The sequence below is a fragment of the Bradyrhizobium sp. WCU1 genome (genome assembly GCF_053474805.1).
In genome coordinates, this window is record NZ_CM130280.1 from 1,340,003 (window position 1) to 1,357,621 (window position 17,619).

Consider the following 17,619-nt stretch of genomic DNA (forward strand, 5'->3'; position numbering starts at 1 on the left):
TCCTTTTTTGAGCATGATCATTTTCGGAAAACCGCTTCGCACTTTTCCGGATCATGCTAGCTTTCCAGCCAGACGTCGTCGTATTTCGGCTTGCCGAGCAGGTTGGGCCGATAGCCCTGCACCTTCTTGTTCATGGCGACCAGCTCGAACTGGAACGCCAGCGGCACCACCAAGGCATTCTCCATGACCAGCCGCTGCACGGTTGAGAACGCCTTGCGCCTGACCTCGATATCTTCGGACGCGCGCGACTCCTTGATCGCGGCCTCGAGCTCCGGCGGGACCGGCGCGCGGCCGGCATTATAATAGGCGTCCTTGGTGAACATCAGCGAATAGGTCAGGCTCGGGTCGGGCCGTCCGGTCCAGGCCGAGAGCAACCCGGCCCCCTTCTTCTCCGCACCGAAGAAGGCCGCAGACGCTTCCGCGACCGTGCCGTTGACGAACTTCACGTTGATACCGGCCTTGCGCAATTGCTCGATCAGGATTTCTTCGCGCTGCACCGAATCCTGATCGGTGTAGCCGCCGATCTCGATCGCGGTGCCCTCCTTGAAGCCGGCTTCGGCGAGCAGCTTGCGCGCCTTGTCCGGATCGTAAGGATAAAGTTTTGCGACCTCGGCATCATAGGCCCAGTGCGACTTGGGCAGGTTCATGTAGGCCGGCTCGGCGAGGCCGGCGAGCGCGGCCTTGGCGAAGGCTTCGCGGTCGATCGCGAAGTTCAGCGCCTGGCGGACCTTGACGTTGTCGAACGGCGGCTTCGCCCAGTTGAGGAAGATCTGGAACACGTAGAGTGTCGGGCCGTGCACCACCTTGACGCTCGAGGCACGCTCGATGATCGCCTTCTGCCGCGGCGGCAGCTGATAGATCAGATCGTTCTGGCTCGCGGAGACCGAACGCGCGCCGGTGGTGAGTTCTGGAATGATCGAGAATTCGATGCCGTCGGGATACGGCCGGTTCGGCTTCCAGTATTTCTCGTTGCGCTTGACCACGATCTTCTCGCCGTCGGCCCAGCTCACGAACGCATAGGCGCCGGCGCCGACCGGCTTGCGGGTCACGACGCCGCCCTCGGCCACCTTCAAGGCCGTCGGCGACACCATCATGCCGGCGCGATCGGAGAGGATGCCAGGCAGCGCGGTGTCCGGCGTTTTCAGCTTCAGCGTCACCTGCTGCGGCCCGGTGACCACGACCGCGTCGACCGAGAGCAGATCGGCCTTGATGTTCGACTTCGCATCGCTCCGGTTGCGATCGAGGTTGAACTTGACGGCCTCCGCATCGAGCGGCGTGCCGTCATGGAAGGTGACGCCGGAGCGGATGTTGAGCACCAGCGTATTGGGATCGGTGAACTTCCAGCTCTCGGCAAGCCCCGGCTTCGGCTTCAGCGTCTCGAATTCCCATTCGACCAGCGTGTCGTACATCGTGAACAGGAAGGCGTGGTCGGAGCCGGCGCCGCCGGTGGCGGGATCGAGGCTCGACGGATTGGCCGGCGCGGAGATCCGCAACGTGCCGCCCTTCTTCGGCGCGGCTTGCGCGAATGCGCGGCCGCCGAGCGTGGTGCCCGCCAGCGCAGCCGAGATCAGCGCCATGGCCTCGCGTCGGGTCGTCATCGTCATGGCGTTGTCTCCGGTACGTTGTTCGAAAAAATCGGGCGGTCGGCGAAATGGCAGGCCACCCAGTGATCGGGCTTCAGCTCGCGCCATTCCGGCACGCGCTCGGTGCAGAGCGGCTGCGCATGCGGGCAGCGGGTGCGGAAACGACAACCCGACGGCGGATCGATCGGGCTCGGCACCTCGCCTTGCAGCACGATCCGGCTCTCCTGCCGCATCGACGACGGCAGCGGCCGCGGCTCGGCCGAGAGCAGCGCGATGGTGTAGGGATGCAGCGGCCGCTCGGCGACCTCCCCGGTCGGGCCGAGCTCGACGAACTGGCCGAGATACATCACCGCGACGCGCTCGCTGATATGCGACACCACCGCGAGATCATGGGTGATGAAGACGTAGGTCAGCCCGAGATCGCGCTGCAGATCAGCGAACAGATTGAGCACGTCGCCGCGGATCGACATGTCTAGCGCCGCCACCACCTCGTCGCAGACGATCAGTTTCGGCTTCAAGGTCAACGCGCGGGCGATCACCACGCGCTGCTTCTGGCCGCCGGACAGCTGGTGCGGATAGCGCTCGCCGAACTCCTGCGGCAGCCCGACGCGCTCCAGCGCTTCCCGCGCCTGCCGCTCGCGCGCGGCGCGGTCGCCGATACGGGCGAGCTCCAGCGGCTCCAGCACCGAGGCGAGGATGGTCATGCGCGGGTTCAGCGCCGCGTTCGGATCCTGGAAGATGATCTGGTAATCGCGGCGATGGTGCTGGAATTGTCCGCGCGACAGCGCCAGCGGATCGATGCCGTCGTGCAGGATCGAGCCGGCGCTGGGCTTCAGCAGGAACACCAGCGCGCGGCCGATCGTGGTCTTGCCCGAACCGGACTCGCCGATGATGCCGAAAGTCTCGCCGCGACGGACGTCGAAATTGACGCCGTCGACCGCCTTCACGGTGGCGCGGCGGTCCGAGGTCTGGAAGCGGACCTGGAGGTCGCGCACCGAGACGATGGCGTCGCGGCGCTGTTCTGAAGCTGCGGTCATTGCGTCGCGACCTTCGCGGCAACCTGCGCATCCGGCGGATGCAGTGCACCTGGCAGATTGAGCTCGGCAAAGCGATGGCAGCGCACTCTTCTGCCGCCGCCGGCATCCTGCAGCTTTTGCTCGGCCTCGCAGCCTTTGGCCGCATGCGCGCAACGGGCGCGGAAGCGGCAGCCGGCCGGCATCTCTGATATCGACGGCACCCGGCCCCGGATCGACGGCAGCCGGCCGTGACGCGGGCTCAAATGCGGCAGCGAGCGCAACAGGCCCGACGTATAGGGATGCAGCGGTCGCACCAGCGCCTCGTCGACGGTGGCATCCTCGATCACCTCGCCGGCATACATCGTGATCATCCGCGTGCAGGTCTCGGCGACGACGCCGAGATCGTGGGTGATCAGCATCAGCGCGGTCTTCGAGGTCTCGCTGATGTCACGCAGCAGTTCGAGGATCTGCGCCTGCACGGTGACGTCGAGCGCGGTGGTCGGCTCGTCCGCGATCAAGAGCTGCGGCCCGCAGATCAGGCTGGCTGCGATCATCACGCGCTGGCGCATGCCGCCAGAGAGTTGGTGCGGGTAATCGTCGATCCGCCGCTCCGGCGAGGCGATACCGACCCGGCGAAGCATCTCCAGCGTCTTCGTACGCGCCTCCTCATAGGAAACATCGCTATGCACGCGCAGCGTCTCGGCGATCTGGTGGCCGACGGTGAACACCGGGTCGAGCGCGCTCATGGGCTCCTGGAAGATCATCGCGATGCGCTTGCCGCGGATGGCGCGCATCTGCCGCGCGCTGCAGGACGCCAGATCGATGCCGTCGAACAGGATCTTGCCGTCGAGCCCGGCGAAATTGCCCGGCAACAGGCGCAGGATCGACAGCCCGGTGATGGTCTTGCCGCAGCCGCTCTCGCCGACGATGCCGATGCGCTCGCCGGGCGCGACGTCGAAGTCGATTCCGCGCGTCGCCTGCCAGATGCCTTGCGCGGTCCTGAAACGGATGCCGAGCCCGCGCACGGACAGCAGCGGCCGCACGCCATCGCGCGCGCCCTCCGCCTTGCGCTGTGCCGGTGGCGCTGCTCCCATCAGCCCGCCGCCCGCTTCTTCTCTTTCACCAGCTGCTCCTCCATCAGCATCTCGGTGCCGATGATGCCATCGCGGCTGAGCTCCTCGAGCTCGGCGTCGGACAGGCCGAGCATGCCGCCAAGAATTTCCCGGTTGTGCTCGCCGAGCGTCGGCGGCACCGAGCGGATCGCGAACGGCGCGTCGCCTTCACGGAACGGCATCGATGGCTGCGGATGCCGTCCGATGAAGGCGCGGTCGACCTGCTGGATGAAGCCGCGGGCGTGGAGCTGCGGATCCTTCAACAGATCGATCGGCAGCCGCGCCACGCCGGATGCAACACCAGCGGATTGCAGCGCGGCCATCGCCGCATCGGCATCGCGCGCGGAGGTCCAGGCCGTGATCGCAGCCTCGATCTCGGCCTCGATGGCACGACGGCCCGCGGCAGTCCTGAGCTTTTGGTCTGCCGCCCAATCCTCGCGGCCGAGCAGTCGCGCAAGTTTGAGCCACATCGCGTCGTCGGAGACCGCGACCACGATCCAGTTGTCCTCGCCATTGCAGCGGAAGCAGCCATGCGGCACGAAATCCGGATGGCGGTTGCCGTATTTCGAAGGCTGCTTGCCGTCGATCGAATGCGCGACGATCCAGGGCGCTGCGAACGGCATCATGCATTCGATCTGGGCGAGATCGATGAACTGGCCCTGCCCCGTGAGTTTGGCGTGGATCAGCGCGGTCAGCACCGCGACGGCGCCATTGAGGCCGCCGACGGCGTCACCGAACGCGGTATGGCTCATGACCGGCGGCCCGCCGGCATCGCCGACCACGCTCGGCAGGCCCGAGCCTTGCTCAAGGGTCGATCCATAGGCCCGGCAATCGCGATGCACGCTGCCGGCGCCGAATGCCGACATCGACATCATCACGAGCTTCGGATTGATCTTGCTCAGCACGTCGTAACCGAGCCCAAGCTTGGGCAGCACCTCGACCGAATAATTGTCGACCACGAGGTCGGCATCGGCGAGCAGCCGCTTTGCAAGTGCCAGCCCCTTCGGCCGGGTCAGGTCGAGCGTGATGCCGCGCTTGTTGCGGTTCATGATGCAGTAGCGCACCGACTTCTCGTACATCTGCTCCAGCACATAGGCCGGGCGCCGATCAACGCCGCGCCACCAGTCCGGATACTGCGTCGCCTCGATCTTGATGACGTCGGCGCCGAGATCGGCGAGCGTGCGGGTACAGATCGGTCCGGCCCAGCCCATCGAGAAATCGACGACGCGGATGCCTTCGAGCGGCAACCGAATGGTCGGAGCCGGCTTCGGCGTGGGCAGGCGCGGCGCGGCCTCGAGCCTCGCCTGCTGCTCGCCGATATCGGGCACGCGGCCACCGCGCCGCGGCGGCGTTGCCGTCAGCCGCTGCATCGTGCCGGCGCTGAAACCAGCCTCGTTGCCGACCGCGATCGGCACGATGGCGCCGCGGGCGCGCTTCTCCTCGTCGGCGATGAGGTCCGATATCTCCGGCACCGGCACGATCGGGATCTTGCGCTTGAGACCCTCGGTGAACCATTCCTGCGCGGTGCGCTGCTTCAGCTTCGGCAGGATCTTGCCTTCGATCTCGGCGACGCGTTGCAACCGGTCGACGCCCATGACCAGCGTCGGATCGTCGCGCAATTCATTCAGCCCGAGCATTTCGCAGAACGCGCGCCACTGCGCCGGGGTCACCGTGGTGACGCCGAGCCAGCCTTGCCTCGTCTCGTAGATGCCGACCGGAAAAGTCGGCCAGAACCGGTTGACCCCGATCCGCCGCATGATGTCGCCGCGCTGGAACGCCTCGAACATGATGTATTCGGTGACCGCGATAGAGGCTTCGAACAGGCTGAGATGGCTTTCGCGCCCGCGCCCGTCCTGCATGCGGCCGAGCACCGATGCGGCTGCCGCGATGAAGCCCCACAGCCCGCCCAGGATGCCGACCTGGAAGTCCGGCGCGTGCATCGGCGGCCCCTGCTCGGGTCCGACCAGCTTCACGAGTCCGGTCAGCGCGCGGATCGTGGAATCGGTCGCGGCGAAATCGGCATAGGGTCCGCGATCGCCGAACCAGGCGAGGTCGAGATGGATCAGCCCCGGATTGTCGCGCCTGATCGTATCGAGATCGATGTCGGGACAATCGGCCGCAGCGACGCCGCGCCCGTCGAGCAAAATGTCGCAGCCTGCGATCAGCTCGTGCAGGCGCGATGCATCGCGCTGCGCGAGGACGACGCTCGATTTGTTGAAGTTGAGAAACGCGAACCACGCGCTGTGCCCTTGCGGCGTCAGCGGCGCGGTGCGGCGAAGCGGATCGCCCGCCTGCGGTTCGACCTTCTGCACATCGGCGCCGAAATCCGCGAACAGCCGCGCGCAATAGCTCGTCGCCGCCGCGCTTCCGATCTCGACAATCCGCAGATGCGACAACGCGCCCATCACGCTTCCTCGCGACAAAATGACCAGCCGATGACATCGGCTGATTCAGTTTCTTGTTGCTTGAACTTGAAGCCGCGCCGACTGTGTGATGCAAGTGGAATTTTCTTCCGCTTGACGGAATTCGCTGGATTGCCGCAGCACTTTGCAGCAAGCGTGCGTTGACGGTCTGCCGCCGTGCGGTTGACGCATTGCTCGATCCGCTATTGTGCTCCCTTCAACCATCAACAAGCGCGGGGCAGGAAACCATGAGCAAATCAACCACCATCAAAAGCGTCGAAACGCTCGCCTGCGATGCCGGCTGGCGGAATTATCATTTCGTCAAGGTGACGACCTCGGATGGGCTGGTCGGCTGGAGCGAGTATGACGAAGGTTTTGGCGCGCCCGGCGTGACCGCCGCGATCGAACGGCTGTCGGCGCGGGTGGTCGGCAAGAACGCGTTCGAGCACGAGCGGATTTATGTCGAGCTGTTCGCCGCGACCCGTCCCGCTGCCGGCGGCGTGGTGGCGCTGGCGTTAGGGGCCATCGAGAACGCGCTGCTCGACGTCAAGGCCAAGGCGCTCGGCGTGCCCTGCTACGATCTGCTCGGCGGCAAGATCCGCGACCGCGTGCGGGTCTACTGGTCGCATTGCGCGACCTGGCGCATCAATCACCCCGACTGGTACAAGCCGGCCATCACCGATCTCGACGGCGTCAAGGCGATCGGCGCCGAGGTGCGCGAGAAGAAATTCACGGCGATGAAGACCAACATCTTCGTCTACACCGACGGCAAGCCCGCGGGCTGGCGTCCCGGCTTCGGCGTGCCGTTCCAGCCCGAGATCAATGTCGACCGCAATGTGCTGCGCAATCTATGCATGCATCTGGAGGCGATCCGCGACGGCGCGGGGCCGGATGTCGACCTTTTGCTCGACCTCAACTTCAACGCCAAGACCGAGGGCTATCTGAATATCCTGCGCGCCATCGAGAAGATGGACATGTTCTGGGTCGAGATCGACACCTTCAACCCGCAGGCGCTCGGCTACATCCGCCGCCAGAGCCCGCACCCGATCTCGTCCTGCGAGACGCTGCTGGGCTTGCGCGAATTCCTCCCCTATTTCGCCGAGCAGGCGATGGACGTCGCGATCATCGACACGCCGTGGAACGGGGTCTGGCAATCAATGAAGATCGTCGCCGCCGCCGAGCATTTCGAGGTCAACGTCGCGCCGCATAATTTCTACGGCCATCTCTGCACCATGATGAACGCGCATTTCTGCGCGGCAGTGCCGAATTTGCGGATCATGGAGACCGACATCGATCGCCTCGCCTGGGACCACGAGCTGTTCACCCATGTGCCCGAATTCGTCGACGGCCATCTGGTGATCCCGGACCGCCCGGGCTGGGGCACCGAGCCGAACGAGGACGGCCTGCGCGCGCATCCGCCGAAGAACAAGGGCGGGCTGTTGAACTACGGGCTGAAGAAGTAGAAATCGTTGCGCCGATCCTCTCCACGTCGTCGTCCCGGCGAAGGCCGGGACCCATAACCACGAATGGGAGTGAGCCGGTGCGCTGGAGCCACAGCCCGCTATAACAACAGGCTTCGGTGGTAATGGGTCCCGGCCTTCGCCGGGACGACGCTTCCTCAACTACCGCGCCCCCCTCAATTATCCTCCCTGACAGCTGTGAACGCGCTTTCGATCACGTCGCCGATCGGCTGCCAGGCGTTGCCGTCGAACTGCACCAGCCGCATCTGCTTGATCGGACGGAAATCCTTCGGCCCGGTGTTGATCACGATCCCAGGCAGCGCGATCGGGCTCTGAAAGTTCTTCAGCGACGCCGCCTGCCGCATGATGTTGTCGCGCGACAGGTCGTCGCCGCACTGCCGCAGCACCTGCATCAGCGTGTCGGCGGCGGCATAGCCGAACACGGCGTAGATGTCGTCCTTGTCGCCGTCGGGATAGTACCTGTCCATGAAGGCGTCCCACGCCTTGATCTGCGGATCGTTCTTCCAGGCGGCGTCGCCGGCGTCCTTCAGGAACGAGGTCGAGATCACGCCGAGCGAATTCTGCAGGCCGGCGGGCCGCAGCGCGCTGGCGATCGAGGCCGATGCATTGTCGAGGATGAACACCGGATGCCAGTCGAGGTCGGCGGCGACGCGGATCGCGCGCGCCGCGATCGCCGGGGCGCCGTCGAACACCAGGATGTCGGCGCCGGAACCTTTCAGGATTCCGACCTGGTTCTGGATCGCGGTCTCCGATGCGTCGAAGGCGAGGTCGGCGACGATCATGCCCGCGGTGTCGCCGAGCCCTTCCTGCAATCCTCTGAACAGGTCACGGCCGAACTGGTCGTTCTGCCACAGCACCGCTATCTTGCGCGAGGGATAGGCGGCCTGGATGTAATTGGCATAGATCCGTCCCTCGGCGCGGAAGGTCGGCTGCCAGCCCATGGTCCAGGGAAAGCTCGTGGGATGCGCCCACTCCTCGTCGCCGGAGGCGACGAACAGCTGCGGGACCTTCCTCTCGTTGAGATATTTTCGGACCGCGAGGTTGCTCGGCGTCCCGAACGAGCCGAACATCAACAGCACGTCCTGATGCTCCACGAGATCGCGGGTCTGCTCCATCGCGGTCTTCGGATTGGAGCTGTCATCGACCGAGACGAACCTGACCTTGCGGCCGTTGATGCCGCCATGCTCGTTGACCATGTCGAAATAGGCGGCTTCCGCCCGCCCGATGGTGGCGAACGCGGCGAGCGGCCCGGTGTAGGGCATGACATTGCCGATGCGGATTTCGCTGCCGGCCGCCTCGGGCGCTGCCTGCGCCTGCTGCGCGCGCATCGGCACCGCCGCAAGAACGGCTGCGAAGACCAGCGATATCGAAAGCGCAGTTTGTCTTTTTGTTTGCATCAACATCGCCACAACGCCGGCGCAGACCGGCGCTCCCTCCCAGCGAGCGGACTTTATCGCCCAAGCCAAGGCCGGAAAAATGAAATGTTGATGGCAGAGGTGGACCTCAGCGCAATGTTATGTCCAGCCAACCCAGCGCATTGACCGTGACGCGGTCGCCATCAGCGACCAGAACCGTGGTGGTTTCGGCCTCGATAATGGCAGGACCGGCCAGCGAATGGCCCGGTTTGAGGCCATCGAGCGCATAGACCGGCACTTCACGCCAGCCACCGAGCCAGGCCTGCCGCTTGCCGCGGGGCGTGCAGGCCGCAGCCGAGCCGGCCTTTCCGGCATCGCTGCCGCGTGGCGCGACCTTGCCGACCGCGGCGACGCGGGCGTTGACGAACACCACCTCCTGCCCGCGCGAGGCGTAGGTGTAGAGCTCCTCATGGCGGCGATGGAAGCGCTCCTCGATCTGCGCCACGAGGTCAGCGGCGCCGAGATCGAGATCGCCGAGCGGCACGTCGATCTCGAACACCTGCTCGCCATAACGCATCTCGGCGGAGCGCTCGATTGCGATGTCGCCCTTGAACCAGTCGCGCAGCCGCCCCGCGGCCTGCGCTTCCAGCGCGGCAAACAAGGCGCGCACCTCGTCGGCGGAAATCCGCCCCGTACCGTAATGCGTGCGGCTGACCTCGTAGCGCAGATCGCTGGTCAGCATGCCCCAGGCCGACAGCACGGAGGCCACCGTCGGCACGATGATGCGCTTGATCTCGAGCTCGCGCGCGACCTCGGCGGCGTGCATGCCGGCCGCGCCGCCGAAGCTGAGCAGCGCGAATTTGCGGGGATCGACGCCGCGGCGCAAGGTCATCAGGCGGATGCCGTCGGCCATCTTCAGGTTGATCATCTTGTAGATGCCGGCGGCCGCCTCGATCCGCGACAGCTCGAGCGCCGCCGCAATGCGGTCAACCGCGGCTTCCGACGCGGCGCGATCGAGCGGCCGCGCGCCGCCCATGAAGGCCGCCGCATCGAGATAGCCGAGCACGACATTCGCGTCGGTGACGGTGGCAGCCGTTCCGCCGTTGCCGTAGCAGGCGGGACCCGGCACCGAGCCCGCGCTCTCCGGCCCGACCCGCAGCGTGCGGCTGCCGTCGACGCTGGCGATCGAGCCGCCGCCCGCCGCGATACTGGCGATGTCGAGGCTGCGCAGCGCGATGCGCTGGCCGGCGAGCATGCCGTCGGCCGACAGGGAGGCCTGGCCGTCAGCGATCAAGGAAATATCGGTCGAGGTGCCGCCCATGTCGAACGGCACGAGATCGGGAATCCCAAGCATCTCGGCGCAGCGGCGGCTGCCGGAGATGCCGCCGGCCGGGCCCGACAGCACGGTGCCGGCAGCGAGCCGCGAGGCTTCCTCCACCGGCGCCATGCCGCCGTGCGACAGCACGACGAACAGCGAGCCCTTGAAGCCGGCTTCATGCAGGCTGCGCTCCAGATTGGTCAGATAGCGCCGCACCGTCGGCTCGACATAGGCGTTCACGATCGTGGTCGAGACGCGCTCATATTCCTTGATCTGCGGCAGCACGTCGCTGGAGCGCGACACGCTGACATCAGGCAGTTCCTTCGCCAGCCGCTCGACCGCGGCAAGCTCATGCACCGGGTTGAGATAGGCGTGCAGGAAGCAGACCGCGACCGAATTCGCGCCGGAGCGCTTGACCTCGGCGATGACATCGCCGAGCGCGGCGGCATCGAGCGCAACAGCGGCGCTGCCGTCGGCCTTCAGCCGCTCGCGCACGCCGAAGCGGCGCTCGCGCGGCACCAGCGGCTCGGGCGGCGGCGTGCGCAGATCGTAGCGATCCGGCTTCAGGCCTTCGCGCATCTCGACGACGTCGCGATGCCCCTCGGTGGTGAGCAGCGCGACCTTGGCGCCCTTGCGTTCCAGCAACGCGTTGGTCGCAACCGTCGTGCCGTGCACCAGGCGATCGGTGGCGGCCAGCATCGCCGCGCGCGTGACGCCGAGACGCCGCGCCAGCTCTTCCAATCCGGCCATCACGCCGACCGACTGATCGGCCGGCGTGGACGGCGATTTCGCGAACACGGTTCGCCCGCTTTGATCAGTCGCAACCAGGTCGGTGTAGGTGCCGCCGACGTCAACGCCAATCGTATACATCGCTGCCCTATACCGCCTTCGAAACCAGACCTTGCGCGACGTCGCGCGCGCGCGCCTCAGCCGAGCGCTTCTCAGGCGGCCCCCAGCCGCCGCCGCCCGACGAGCGGATCTCGAGGCAATCACCGGGGCGCAGCTCTATGCCGACCTCCTTGGTCTTCAGCACGCGCGGCGCGCGGCCTTCCGACAGGAGGCGATAGTGATGCGGCTCGCCATCCTTGCCGCCGAGCATGCCGCACGGGCCGTGGCGCGCGCCGTCGCCGGCGGTGTTGCCCTTGGCCGGCCTCTCGGTCTCCAGCACCATGTCGAGCGCCACACCGAGGCCGCCGCGATGCTGGCCATCGCCGCCGGAATCCGGCCGGAACTCGTGCTGGCGGAAATGCAGCGGAAAGCGCACTTCGGCGACCTCGATGCTGCCGAATTTGAGCCCGCCCACCGAATGCCACTCGCCGATCGAGGAATAGCCGTCGCCGCCGGGCGACGCGCCGCCGCCGGGCCGCGCCTGGAACATGTGCCAGATGAAATTGCGTCCGTTGCGCGGATCCTCGCCCTGGATCGCGATGCGGAATCTTCGCCCCCAGCCACCCATCACGCGATCCGGACAGGACGCCGACATCGCCTTGATGATCGCCTCCACGATTTCGTTGGAGGGATGGCTGGTGCACAAGGTCACCGGACGGCCGGGATCGGCCCACACGATGGTGCCCTGCTTCGCCACCACTTTCAGCGGCCGCAGCGCGCCTGTGTTCTTGGGAATATCGGCGTCGATCAGATAGGCAAACGCCATCGCCACCGCAGCCTGCATGTTGGCGTGCGACGAATTGACAAAACTAGTCGACTGCGGATCGGAGCCGGTGAGATCGACCTCAATGTCGCTGCCCTTCTTGGTCACCTTGGCGGCGATCTTGATGTCGGTGCGGCCGTGGCCGTCATCGTCGAGCAGCGCCTCGCCGTAGAACACACCATCCCTCCAGGTCGACACCACGGCGCGGGTCTGCTGCTCCGTCGCATCGAGAATGGCTTCGATCGCGGCTTCGACCGTCTCGGCGCCGAATTCGCTGAACAGCTTTGCGACCCGCCGCTCGCCGAGATGCGCCGCGCCGAGCATCGCCGCGAGGTCGCCGCGGAATTCGCGGGGGTTGCGGATGTTCAAAGCCAGCAGGTCGAGCAGGTCCTCGCGCGGCTTGCCGGCCTCATAGAGCTTGATCGGCGGAATCCGGATGCCTTCCTGATAGATCTCGGTCGCCGCCGGATTGTAAGCGCCATGGGTGGCGCCGCCGATGTCGCTCTGATGCGCCCGCACGATGGTCCATAGCAGCCTTTTTCCGCCATCGAATACCGGCACGAAGGCGGTGAGATCGGGCAGATGGCTGCCGCCCTGATAGGGATCGTTGAGCAGGATGACGTCGCCCGGCGCGACATCCTTGAAGCGCTCTTCGACCGCGAGCGTCGCCCACGGCAGCGCGCCGACATGCACCGGAATGTGATCGGCCTGCGCGATCAACCGCCCGCTGGTATCGCAGATCGCCAGCGAGAAATCGCGGCTGGAATTGAGGATCTGCGAATAGGAGGTGCGAAGCATGGCTTCGCCCATCTCCTTGACGATCGACGACAGGCGGTGCTGGACGACGGAACGAGTGATCGGATCGATCTTGGCAGGCGTGGACACGTGACTTCCGGAAGCAGTGGAACAGACCGCTATCTTATCGTCACCGCCGTCGAGGTATAGACCCAAAACAGCACGACCCCGATCACCAGCGCGGCGGCGATGAACAGCAGCACGGCAGGCAGCCCGAACAGCGCCGCAACGCCGGCGGTGCTCGATTGCAACAGCGCTGCGCCGAGGAAGAACGCGAGATTGACCGACGACAGCGCCTTGCCGGTGTTCTGGGCGTCCACGAGCTGCCGCGTCATGCCATAGATCAGCGGCTGCGCCGACGTCGCCAGCCCGATCAGGATCAGCAGCACCAGGTCATATTGCGTCGGCATCACGGCAACGCCGAACAGATTCGAGACCGGGAAATGCGGCGCGCCGGCGGCCATCGCTACCAACAGCAATGCGGCGATGGCATGCGTTGCCGCCACCATGGTGCGGCGGTGCCCGAACTTGCGATCGAAGGCGCCGATGCAGGCCGGGCCGACGATCATCGCCAGCGTGAACAGGCCGAGCACGTTGCCGGCCTCGATCCGGCTCAAGCCCTTCACATCCATCAGCCACGGCCCGCCCCACAGGCCGCGCAGCACCAGCGACGCGCCGAGCGAGACCAGCGACAGCGCGATCAGCCCGCGCAGGCCGCGCGACAGGCCGAGCCGCAGCACCTCGGCCATCTGATGCAGCGGCGAGGAATCATCCGCATGCACCGCCGGCTGCCGCGGCACCAGCGCAAACACCGCGATCAGCACCGCAATTCCGAATCCAGCCGAAACCCAGAAGCCGGCCCGCCAGCCGAACTGATCGACGACGAAGGCGAGCGGGCTCGCCGACAGCAGCATGCCGATATTGCCGATCGAGAGGATCAGGCCGGACCACAAGCCGAACTTCGCCGCCGACATCTGCTTGGCGGCGAGCGTCATCGGGCACATCAGCATGCCGGAGGTGGCGATGCCGAGCATCAATTGTCCGAGCACGAAGCTCGCGGGGCCGGTGGCCAGCGCCGAGACCAGCGTCCCGACCACGGTACCGCCGAGCAGGCTCAGCGACACCGGCCGCACGCCAAAGCGGTCCATCGCGGCGCCCACCGGGATTTGCGAAGCGGCAAAGGAGAAATGATAGATCGAGGTAAGGCTCGCCAGCGCCTGCGGTGAGGTACCGAAATCCCGCGCCATCAGGTCGAGGCTGATCGCCGGGATCGTCCGCAGCAGCGTCGACAGCATGTGGGCCGAGGCCAATGCCAGGAGCGCAAGAACCAGGGCGCGGAACCCGATCCCCGCCTCCTCCTTCGTCACCACGCCGTCCATGAATCGCCCATTTCCCAAGCAGCCTTGGGGAGGGCGTAACATTATTGGGCTGATGCTGCCAACTTTATAGGCATGCGGATCGGGCTGAGCTTTCTTGCCTCTCCCGCTTGCGGGGGAGGCCGGATCGCATCGTCCGATGCGGTCCGGGTGGGGGCTCTCTCCACGACGCAACTCGTGGAGAGAGCCCCCACCCGGACCCTCCCCCCCGCAAGCGGGAGAGGGAGCGCACCGAATTTGCGGCTAACCTGATCGCGACTACTGCTTATGAAACACCAGCGTGCGGAGCTCGATGCTTTCGCGCGGCGCGGCGTCCGCCGGCGTGGTCGGATCGACGAACGCGGTGTGCGGCCCGAACCGGGTGCGGCCGTCGGTCGCCGAATCATAGCATTTCAGCAGGATCGCCTCGTCCGGCGTCATCTCGGGAATGTAGAACCAGCGGTGGTTCGGATTGTACTTCACCGAATAGGTCTCCCCGCTGCGGTTCGGGTAGATCAGGTCGGAGGCGATCAGATCCTCCGGCGCGACGGTGGTGCCGTCGGCCATCGCCAGCGGTGAATCACGCAGCGGACCGCGGATCGGGCGCCACAGATTGATCACCTGGACGCGACCTTTGACGAGCTGCTCGGCTTCGTCCGGCAGATGCTCGAACACGCGGTTGAGGCCCGACACGGCGGTCTGGTCGACATGGACGCGGGTTGCGGGCTGGCGCGGTCCGCCGCCGCGGATGTCAGCCGCCCCCTCGACGCGCTTGCGCACGGTGTGATCGAAGATGAAGACACGGTCCGCGTTCAACGTCGCCTTCAGGAAGGCTTCGACGGCGGGGTAGTAGACGTTGCGGACTTCGTTGTCGTCGTAATAGTCCTTCACGCTGGTCGGATGCTTGACCAGCGCAAAACCTTCGCGATCGAGCGAGAAGCTGTCGGCGATCAGGCGCCCGTCGAAGATCGGGACATTGTGGGGTTCGGGCAGCGCGGTGGATTTGGGTTCGCCGGGCGGCGGATCGAAAGCGTAAGTCCGGGGCTTGCCCGGCGTCGGCGCGAGGTAATTCAGTTCAGCGGTCACAAACGGCAGCGACTCGATGCGAGTTTCTTGAAGGCCCACGGTGATCTCCCGGACTCGATTGTTGGTGCTTTTGATCTTGGCGGCGGCGGCCGGGGTGACAAGGGCGCGGCGAAAATAGCAACGTTGCTGTTCCGGAATGTACGACGTGAGGAAAATCCTTGCCGTGCGGCTGGCGCGGGACGAATGGATATTTTGGTGATCACGGATTCGTTAGCGTGATGAGTGTCAGCGCATCCTCTCCACGCCCGTCGTCCTGGCGAAAGCCAGGACCCATAACCACCGAATTTGATGATGAGCGGGATAGCGGCACCAGCCTCGTCCAAAACAGACGATTGGGGTAATGGGTCCTGGCTTTCGCCAGGACGACGCTGATGGTGATTTGCAGCGCCTGCCGCCTATGCTGTCGCGCTCTACAGCCCCGCACCCTTCTCCACCGCCGCAGCAAACGAGCGATCGACAATATCGGCGGCGTTGATCTTCTGCCGGATCAGGCCCCAGCGGTCGTAGAGGTCGATGGTCTTCTGCTCGTCGGCGACCACGCCGTCGTCGATCGGCGCGATGCGGATCTTGGCGCGCGCCAGCCAGTTCACCGCAACTGCGGGCGGGATGTTCATCAGCCGGCCCCAAGTCGCAGCATAGCCCTCGACATTGTGCTGCGACCAGGCGCGCGCGGTGGCGAGGCGGCGCACGAAATCCTCGAGCTCGGCGCGCTTGGCCTTGATCGCGTCCGGGGTTGCGACCTGGAAGCCGAGGCCGGGCGTGATGCCGTCGGCCGTGATGACGCGGCGCGACTTGAACAGCACCTCTTCCTGACTCACATACGGCTCCCAGGTCGACCAGGCATCGACCGAGCCTTGCGAGTAGGCGACCTTGGCGTCCGACGGCGCGAGGAACACGATCTGCACGTCGCTCGCCTGCCAGCCCTTCGATTCCAGCGCCGCCAGGATCAGCTGATGGCCGATCGAGCCGCGGCCGGTCGCGATCTTCTTGCCGCGCAGATCGTCGAAGCTCTTGATCGCGGAATTTTCCGGCACCACGATCGCAAGCCCGTCGCGCGACTGGCGTACCGCCGCGATCGCCTTAACCGGAATTTTGGCAGCAGCCGCGAACGTGAACGGCGCATCGCCGACCAGGCCGGTGTCGATCGCGCCCGCACCCAAGGCCTCCAGCAGCGGCGCCGCCGCGGCGAACTCCTTCCACTCGATCTTGTAGGGAACGTCCTTCAAGACGCCGGCCGCTTCCATCACGGCCTGCGAATTGCCCTTCTGGTCGCCGACACGCAGGATGGTCTGCGCGGCGGCGACATCGATGGCGGCGAACACAAGCGCCGCCGCGACGATGAAGCGGATCATTCGGCGGCGATCCCGCGCTGCTGGTCGCGTGCGTCGATCAGCTTGCGGGTCAACGGGATCAGCGCGCGGCCGTAGTCGATGGCGTCGACCAGCGGATCGAAGCCGCGGATCAGGAAGTGGCTGACGCCGAGATCATAGTAATCACCGAACACTTCGGCGACCTGCTCGGGCGTGCCGACCAGCGCTGTCGTGTTGCTGTTGGCGCCGGTGAGCTTTGCGATCTCGGTCCACAGCCGCTTGTCGATGCGCTGGCCCTGATCGGCCAGCGCCAGCAGCCGCTTGGCGCCGTCGGTCGCGTGGTTGGGACGGCGGTAGCCGGTCTGGTCCTGCAGCGCGGTGGCGCGCTCGAGGATGTGTTCGGCCTTCTTCCACGCCTTCTCCTCGGTGTCGGCCAGGATCGGCCGCACCGACAGGCTGAAGCGCGGCGTCGGCCGGCCATGCTTGGCCGCGGCCGCGCGCACCCGCGCGGTGACGTCGCGCACCTGGGCGTAGGATTCGCCCCACAGCGCGAACGTATCGGCGTGCTTGCCGGCGACCTCGACCGCGGCATCCGAACCGCCGCCGACGAAGGTGTAGATGCCGCCCTTCTGCAACGGCTTCACCTGCGAGAAGCCGTTCTCGACATTGTAATACTTGCCGCTGTAGCTGAACGGCTTCTCGCTGGTCCATTCCAGCCGGACCACGTCGAGGAATTCGCTGGTGCGGGCGTAGCGCTCGTCCTTGTCGTCGAGCGTGTTGCCGTCCTGGCGCAGCTCGATCGCGTTGCCGCCGGTGATGACATGCAGCGAAACCCTGCCGCCGTAGAACTGGTCCAGCGTCGCGAGCTGGCGCGCCAACAGCGTCGGCGCAGTGAAGCCCGGACGCTGCGCGATCATCACCTTCAGCTGCTTGGTGATGGTGAGCACATGCTGCGCGACCTGCAAGGCATCGGGAGTCGTCGAATGGAACGCCAGCAGCGCGCGATCGAAGCCGGCCAGCTCATGGGCCTTGGCGACCGTCTCGATATAGGGCGGATCGAGCACCGGACCTGACCGCACGATGGTCTCGGACGCATTGTTGTTGGTGATGAAGCCGATGAACTCGACCGGCATGGCTGATAACTCCGTTGTTGTT

12 protein-coding genes are annotated in these 17,619 nt (G+C 65.9%); 1 reads left to right on the plus strand and 11 read right to left on the minus strand.

The window, feature by feature from the left end; genetic code table 11:
* Positions 1-56: 56 nt before the first annotated feature.
* Genes ACTUWL_RS06085 through ACTUWL_RS06100 form a run of 4 tightly spaced genes read right to left on the minus strand, consistent with a single transcriptional unit; the run spans position 57 to position 6,116 of the window.
* On the minus strand, positions 57-1,604 hold the full coding sequence (locus tag ACTUWL_RS06085) for an ABC transporter substrate-binding protein (RefSeq protein ID WP_021077416.1): 1,548 nt from the start codon (positions 1,602-1,604) through the stop codon (positions 57-59).
* A complete protein-coding gene (locus tag ACTUWL_RS06090) occupies positions 1,601-2,620 on the minus strand; it encodes an ABC transporter ATP-binding protein (RefSeq protein WP_021077417.1) in 1,020 nt (339 codons plus the stop codon). Before ACTUWL_RS06090 ends, ACTUWL_RS06085 begins: the two co-directional genes overlap by 4 nt.
* Positions 2,617-3,693, minus strand: a complete 1,077-nt coding sequence (locus ACTUWL_RS06095) for an ABC transporter ATP-binding protein (protein ID WP_021077418.1) — start codon at positions 3,691-3,693, stop codon at positions 2,617-2,619. Before ACTUWL_RS06095 ends, ACTUWL_RS06090 begins: the two co-directional genes overlap by 4 nt.
* On the minus strand, positions 3,693-6,116 hold the full coding sequence (locus ACTUWL_RS06100) for a CaiB/BaiF CoA transferase family protein (protein WP_021077419.1): 2,424 nt from the start codon (positions 6,114-6,116) through the stop codon (positions 3,693-3,695). The genes ACTUWL_RS06095 and ACTUWL_RS06100 overlap by 1 nt, the downstream gene beginning before the upstream one ends.
* 245 nt (positions 6,117-6,361) lie before the next feature.
* Between ACTUWL_RS06100 and ACTUWL_RS06105 the strand changes: the two genes are divergently transcribed.
* Entirely contained in the window at positions 6,362-7,576 is a 1,215-nt protein-coding gene (locus ACTUWL_RS06105; protein ID WP_021077420.1) for a mandelate racemase/muconate lactonizing enzyme family protein, read from the plus strand.
* Positions 7,577-7,749: 173 nt separating this feature from the next.
* Here the strand turns inward: ACTUWL_RS06105 and ACTUWL_RS06110 are convergent, their stop codons facing one another.
* The 7 genes from ACTUWL_RS06110 to ACTUWL_RS06140 all read right to left on the minus strand — a co-directional run bounded on the left by ACTUWL_RS06110 (position 7,750) and on the right by ACTUWL_RS06140 (position 17,597).
* Positions 7,750-8,991: an ABC transporter substrate-binding protein gene (locus tag ACTUWL_RS06110; protein ID WP_035650439.1), complete on the minus strand. Its 1,242-nt coding sequence runs from the start codon at positions 8,989-8,991 to the stop codon at positions 7,750-7,752.
* Between the two features lie 106 nt (positions 8,992-9,097).
* On the minus strand, positions 9,098-11,137 hold the full coding sequence (locus ACTUWL_RS06115; RefSeq protein WP_021077422.1) for a hydantoinase/oxoprolinase family protein: 2,040 nt from the start codon (positions 11,135-11,137) through the stop codon (positions 9,098-9,100).
* A 7-nt stretch (positions 11,138-11,144) separates the two neighbouring features.
* A complete protein-coding gene (locus ACTUWL_RS06120) occupies positions 11,145-12,803 on the minus strand; it encodes a hydantoinase B/oxoprolinase family protein (protein ID WP_021077423.1) in 1,659 nt (552 codons plus the stop codon).
* 29 nt (positions 12,804-12,832) lie between these two features.
* Positions 12,833-14,092, minus strand: coding sequence for an MFS transporter (locus ACTUWL_RS06125; protein ID WP_021077424.1), 1,260 nt, complete (start codon positions 14,090-14,092; stop codon positions 12,833-12,835).
* 255 nt (positions 14,093-14,347) lie between these two features.
* Complete coding sequence (locus ACTUWL_RS06130) at positions 14,348-15,193, minus strand: CmcJ/NvfI family oxidoreductase (RefSeq protein WP_021077425.1); 846 nt, start codon at positions 15,191-15,193, stop codon at positions 14,348-14,350.
* 371 nt (positions 15,194-15,564) lie between these two features.
* Positions 15,565-16,506, minus strand: a complete 942-nt coding sequence (locus ACTUWL_RS06135) for an ABC transporter substrate-binding protein (protein WP_021077426.1) — start codon at positions 16,504-16,506, stop codon at positions 15,565-15,567.
* Entirely contained in the window at positions 16,503-17,597 is a 1,095-nt protein-coding gene (locus ACTUWL_RS06140; RefSeq protein ID WP_021077427.1) for an LLM class flavin-dependent oxidoreductase, read from the minus strand. Before ACTUWL_RS06140 ends, ACTUWL_RS06135 begins: the two co-directional genes overlap by 4 nt.
* Positions 17,598-17,619 lie beyond the last annotated feature (22 nt).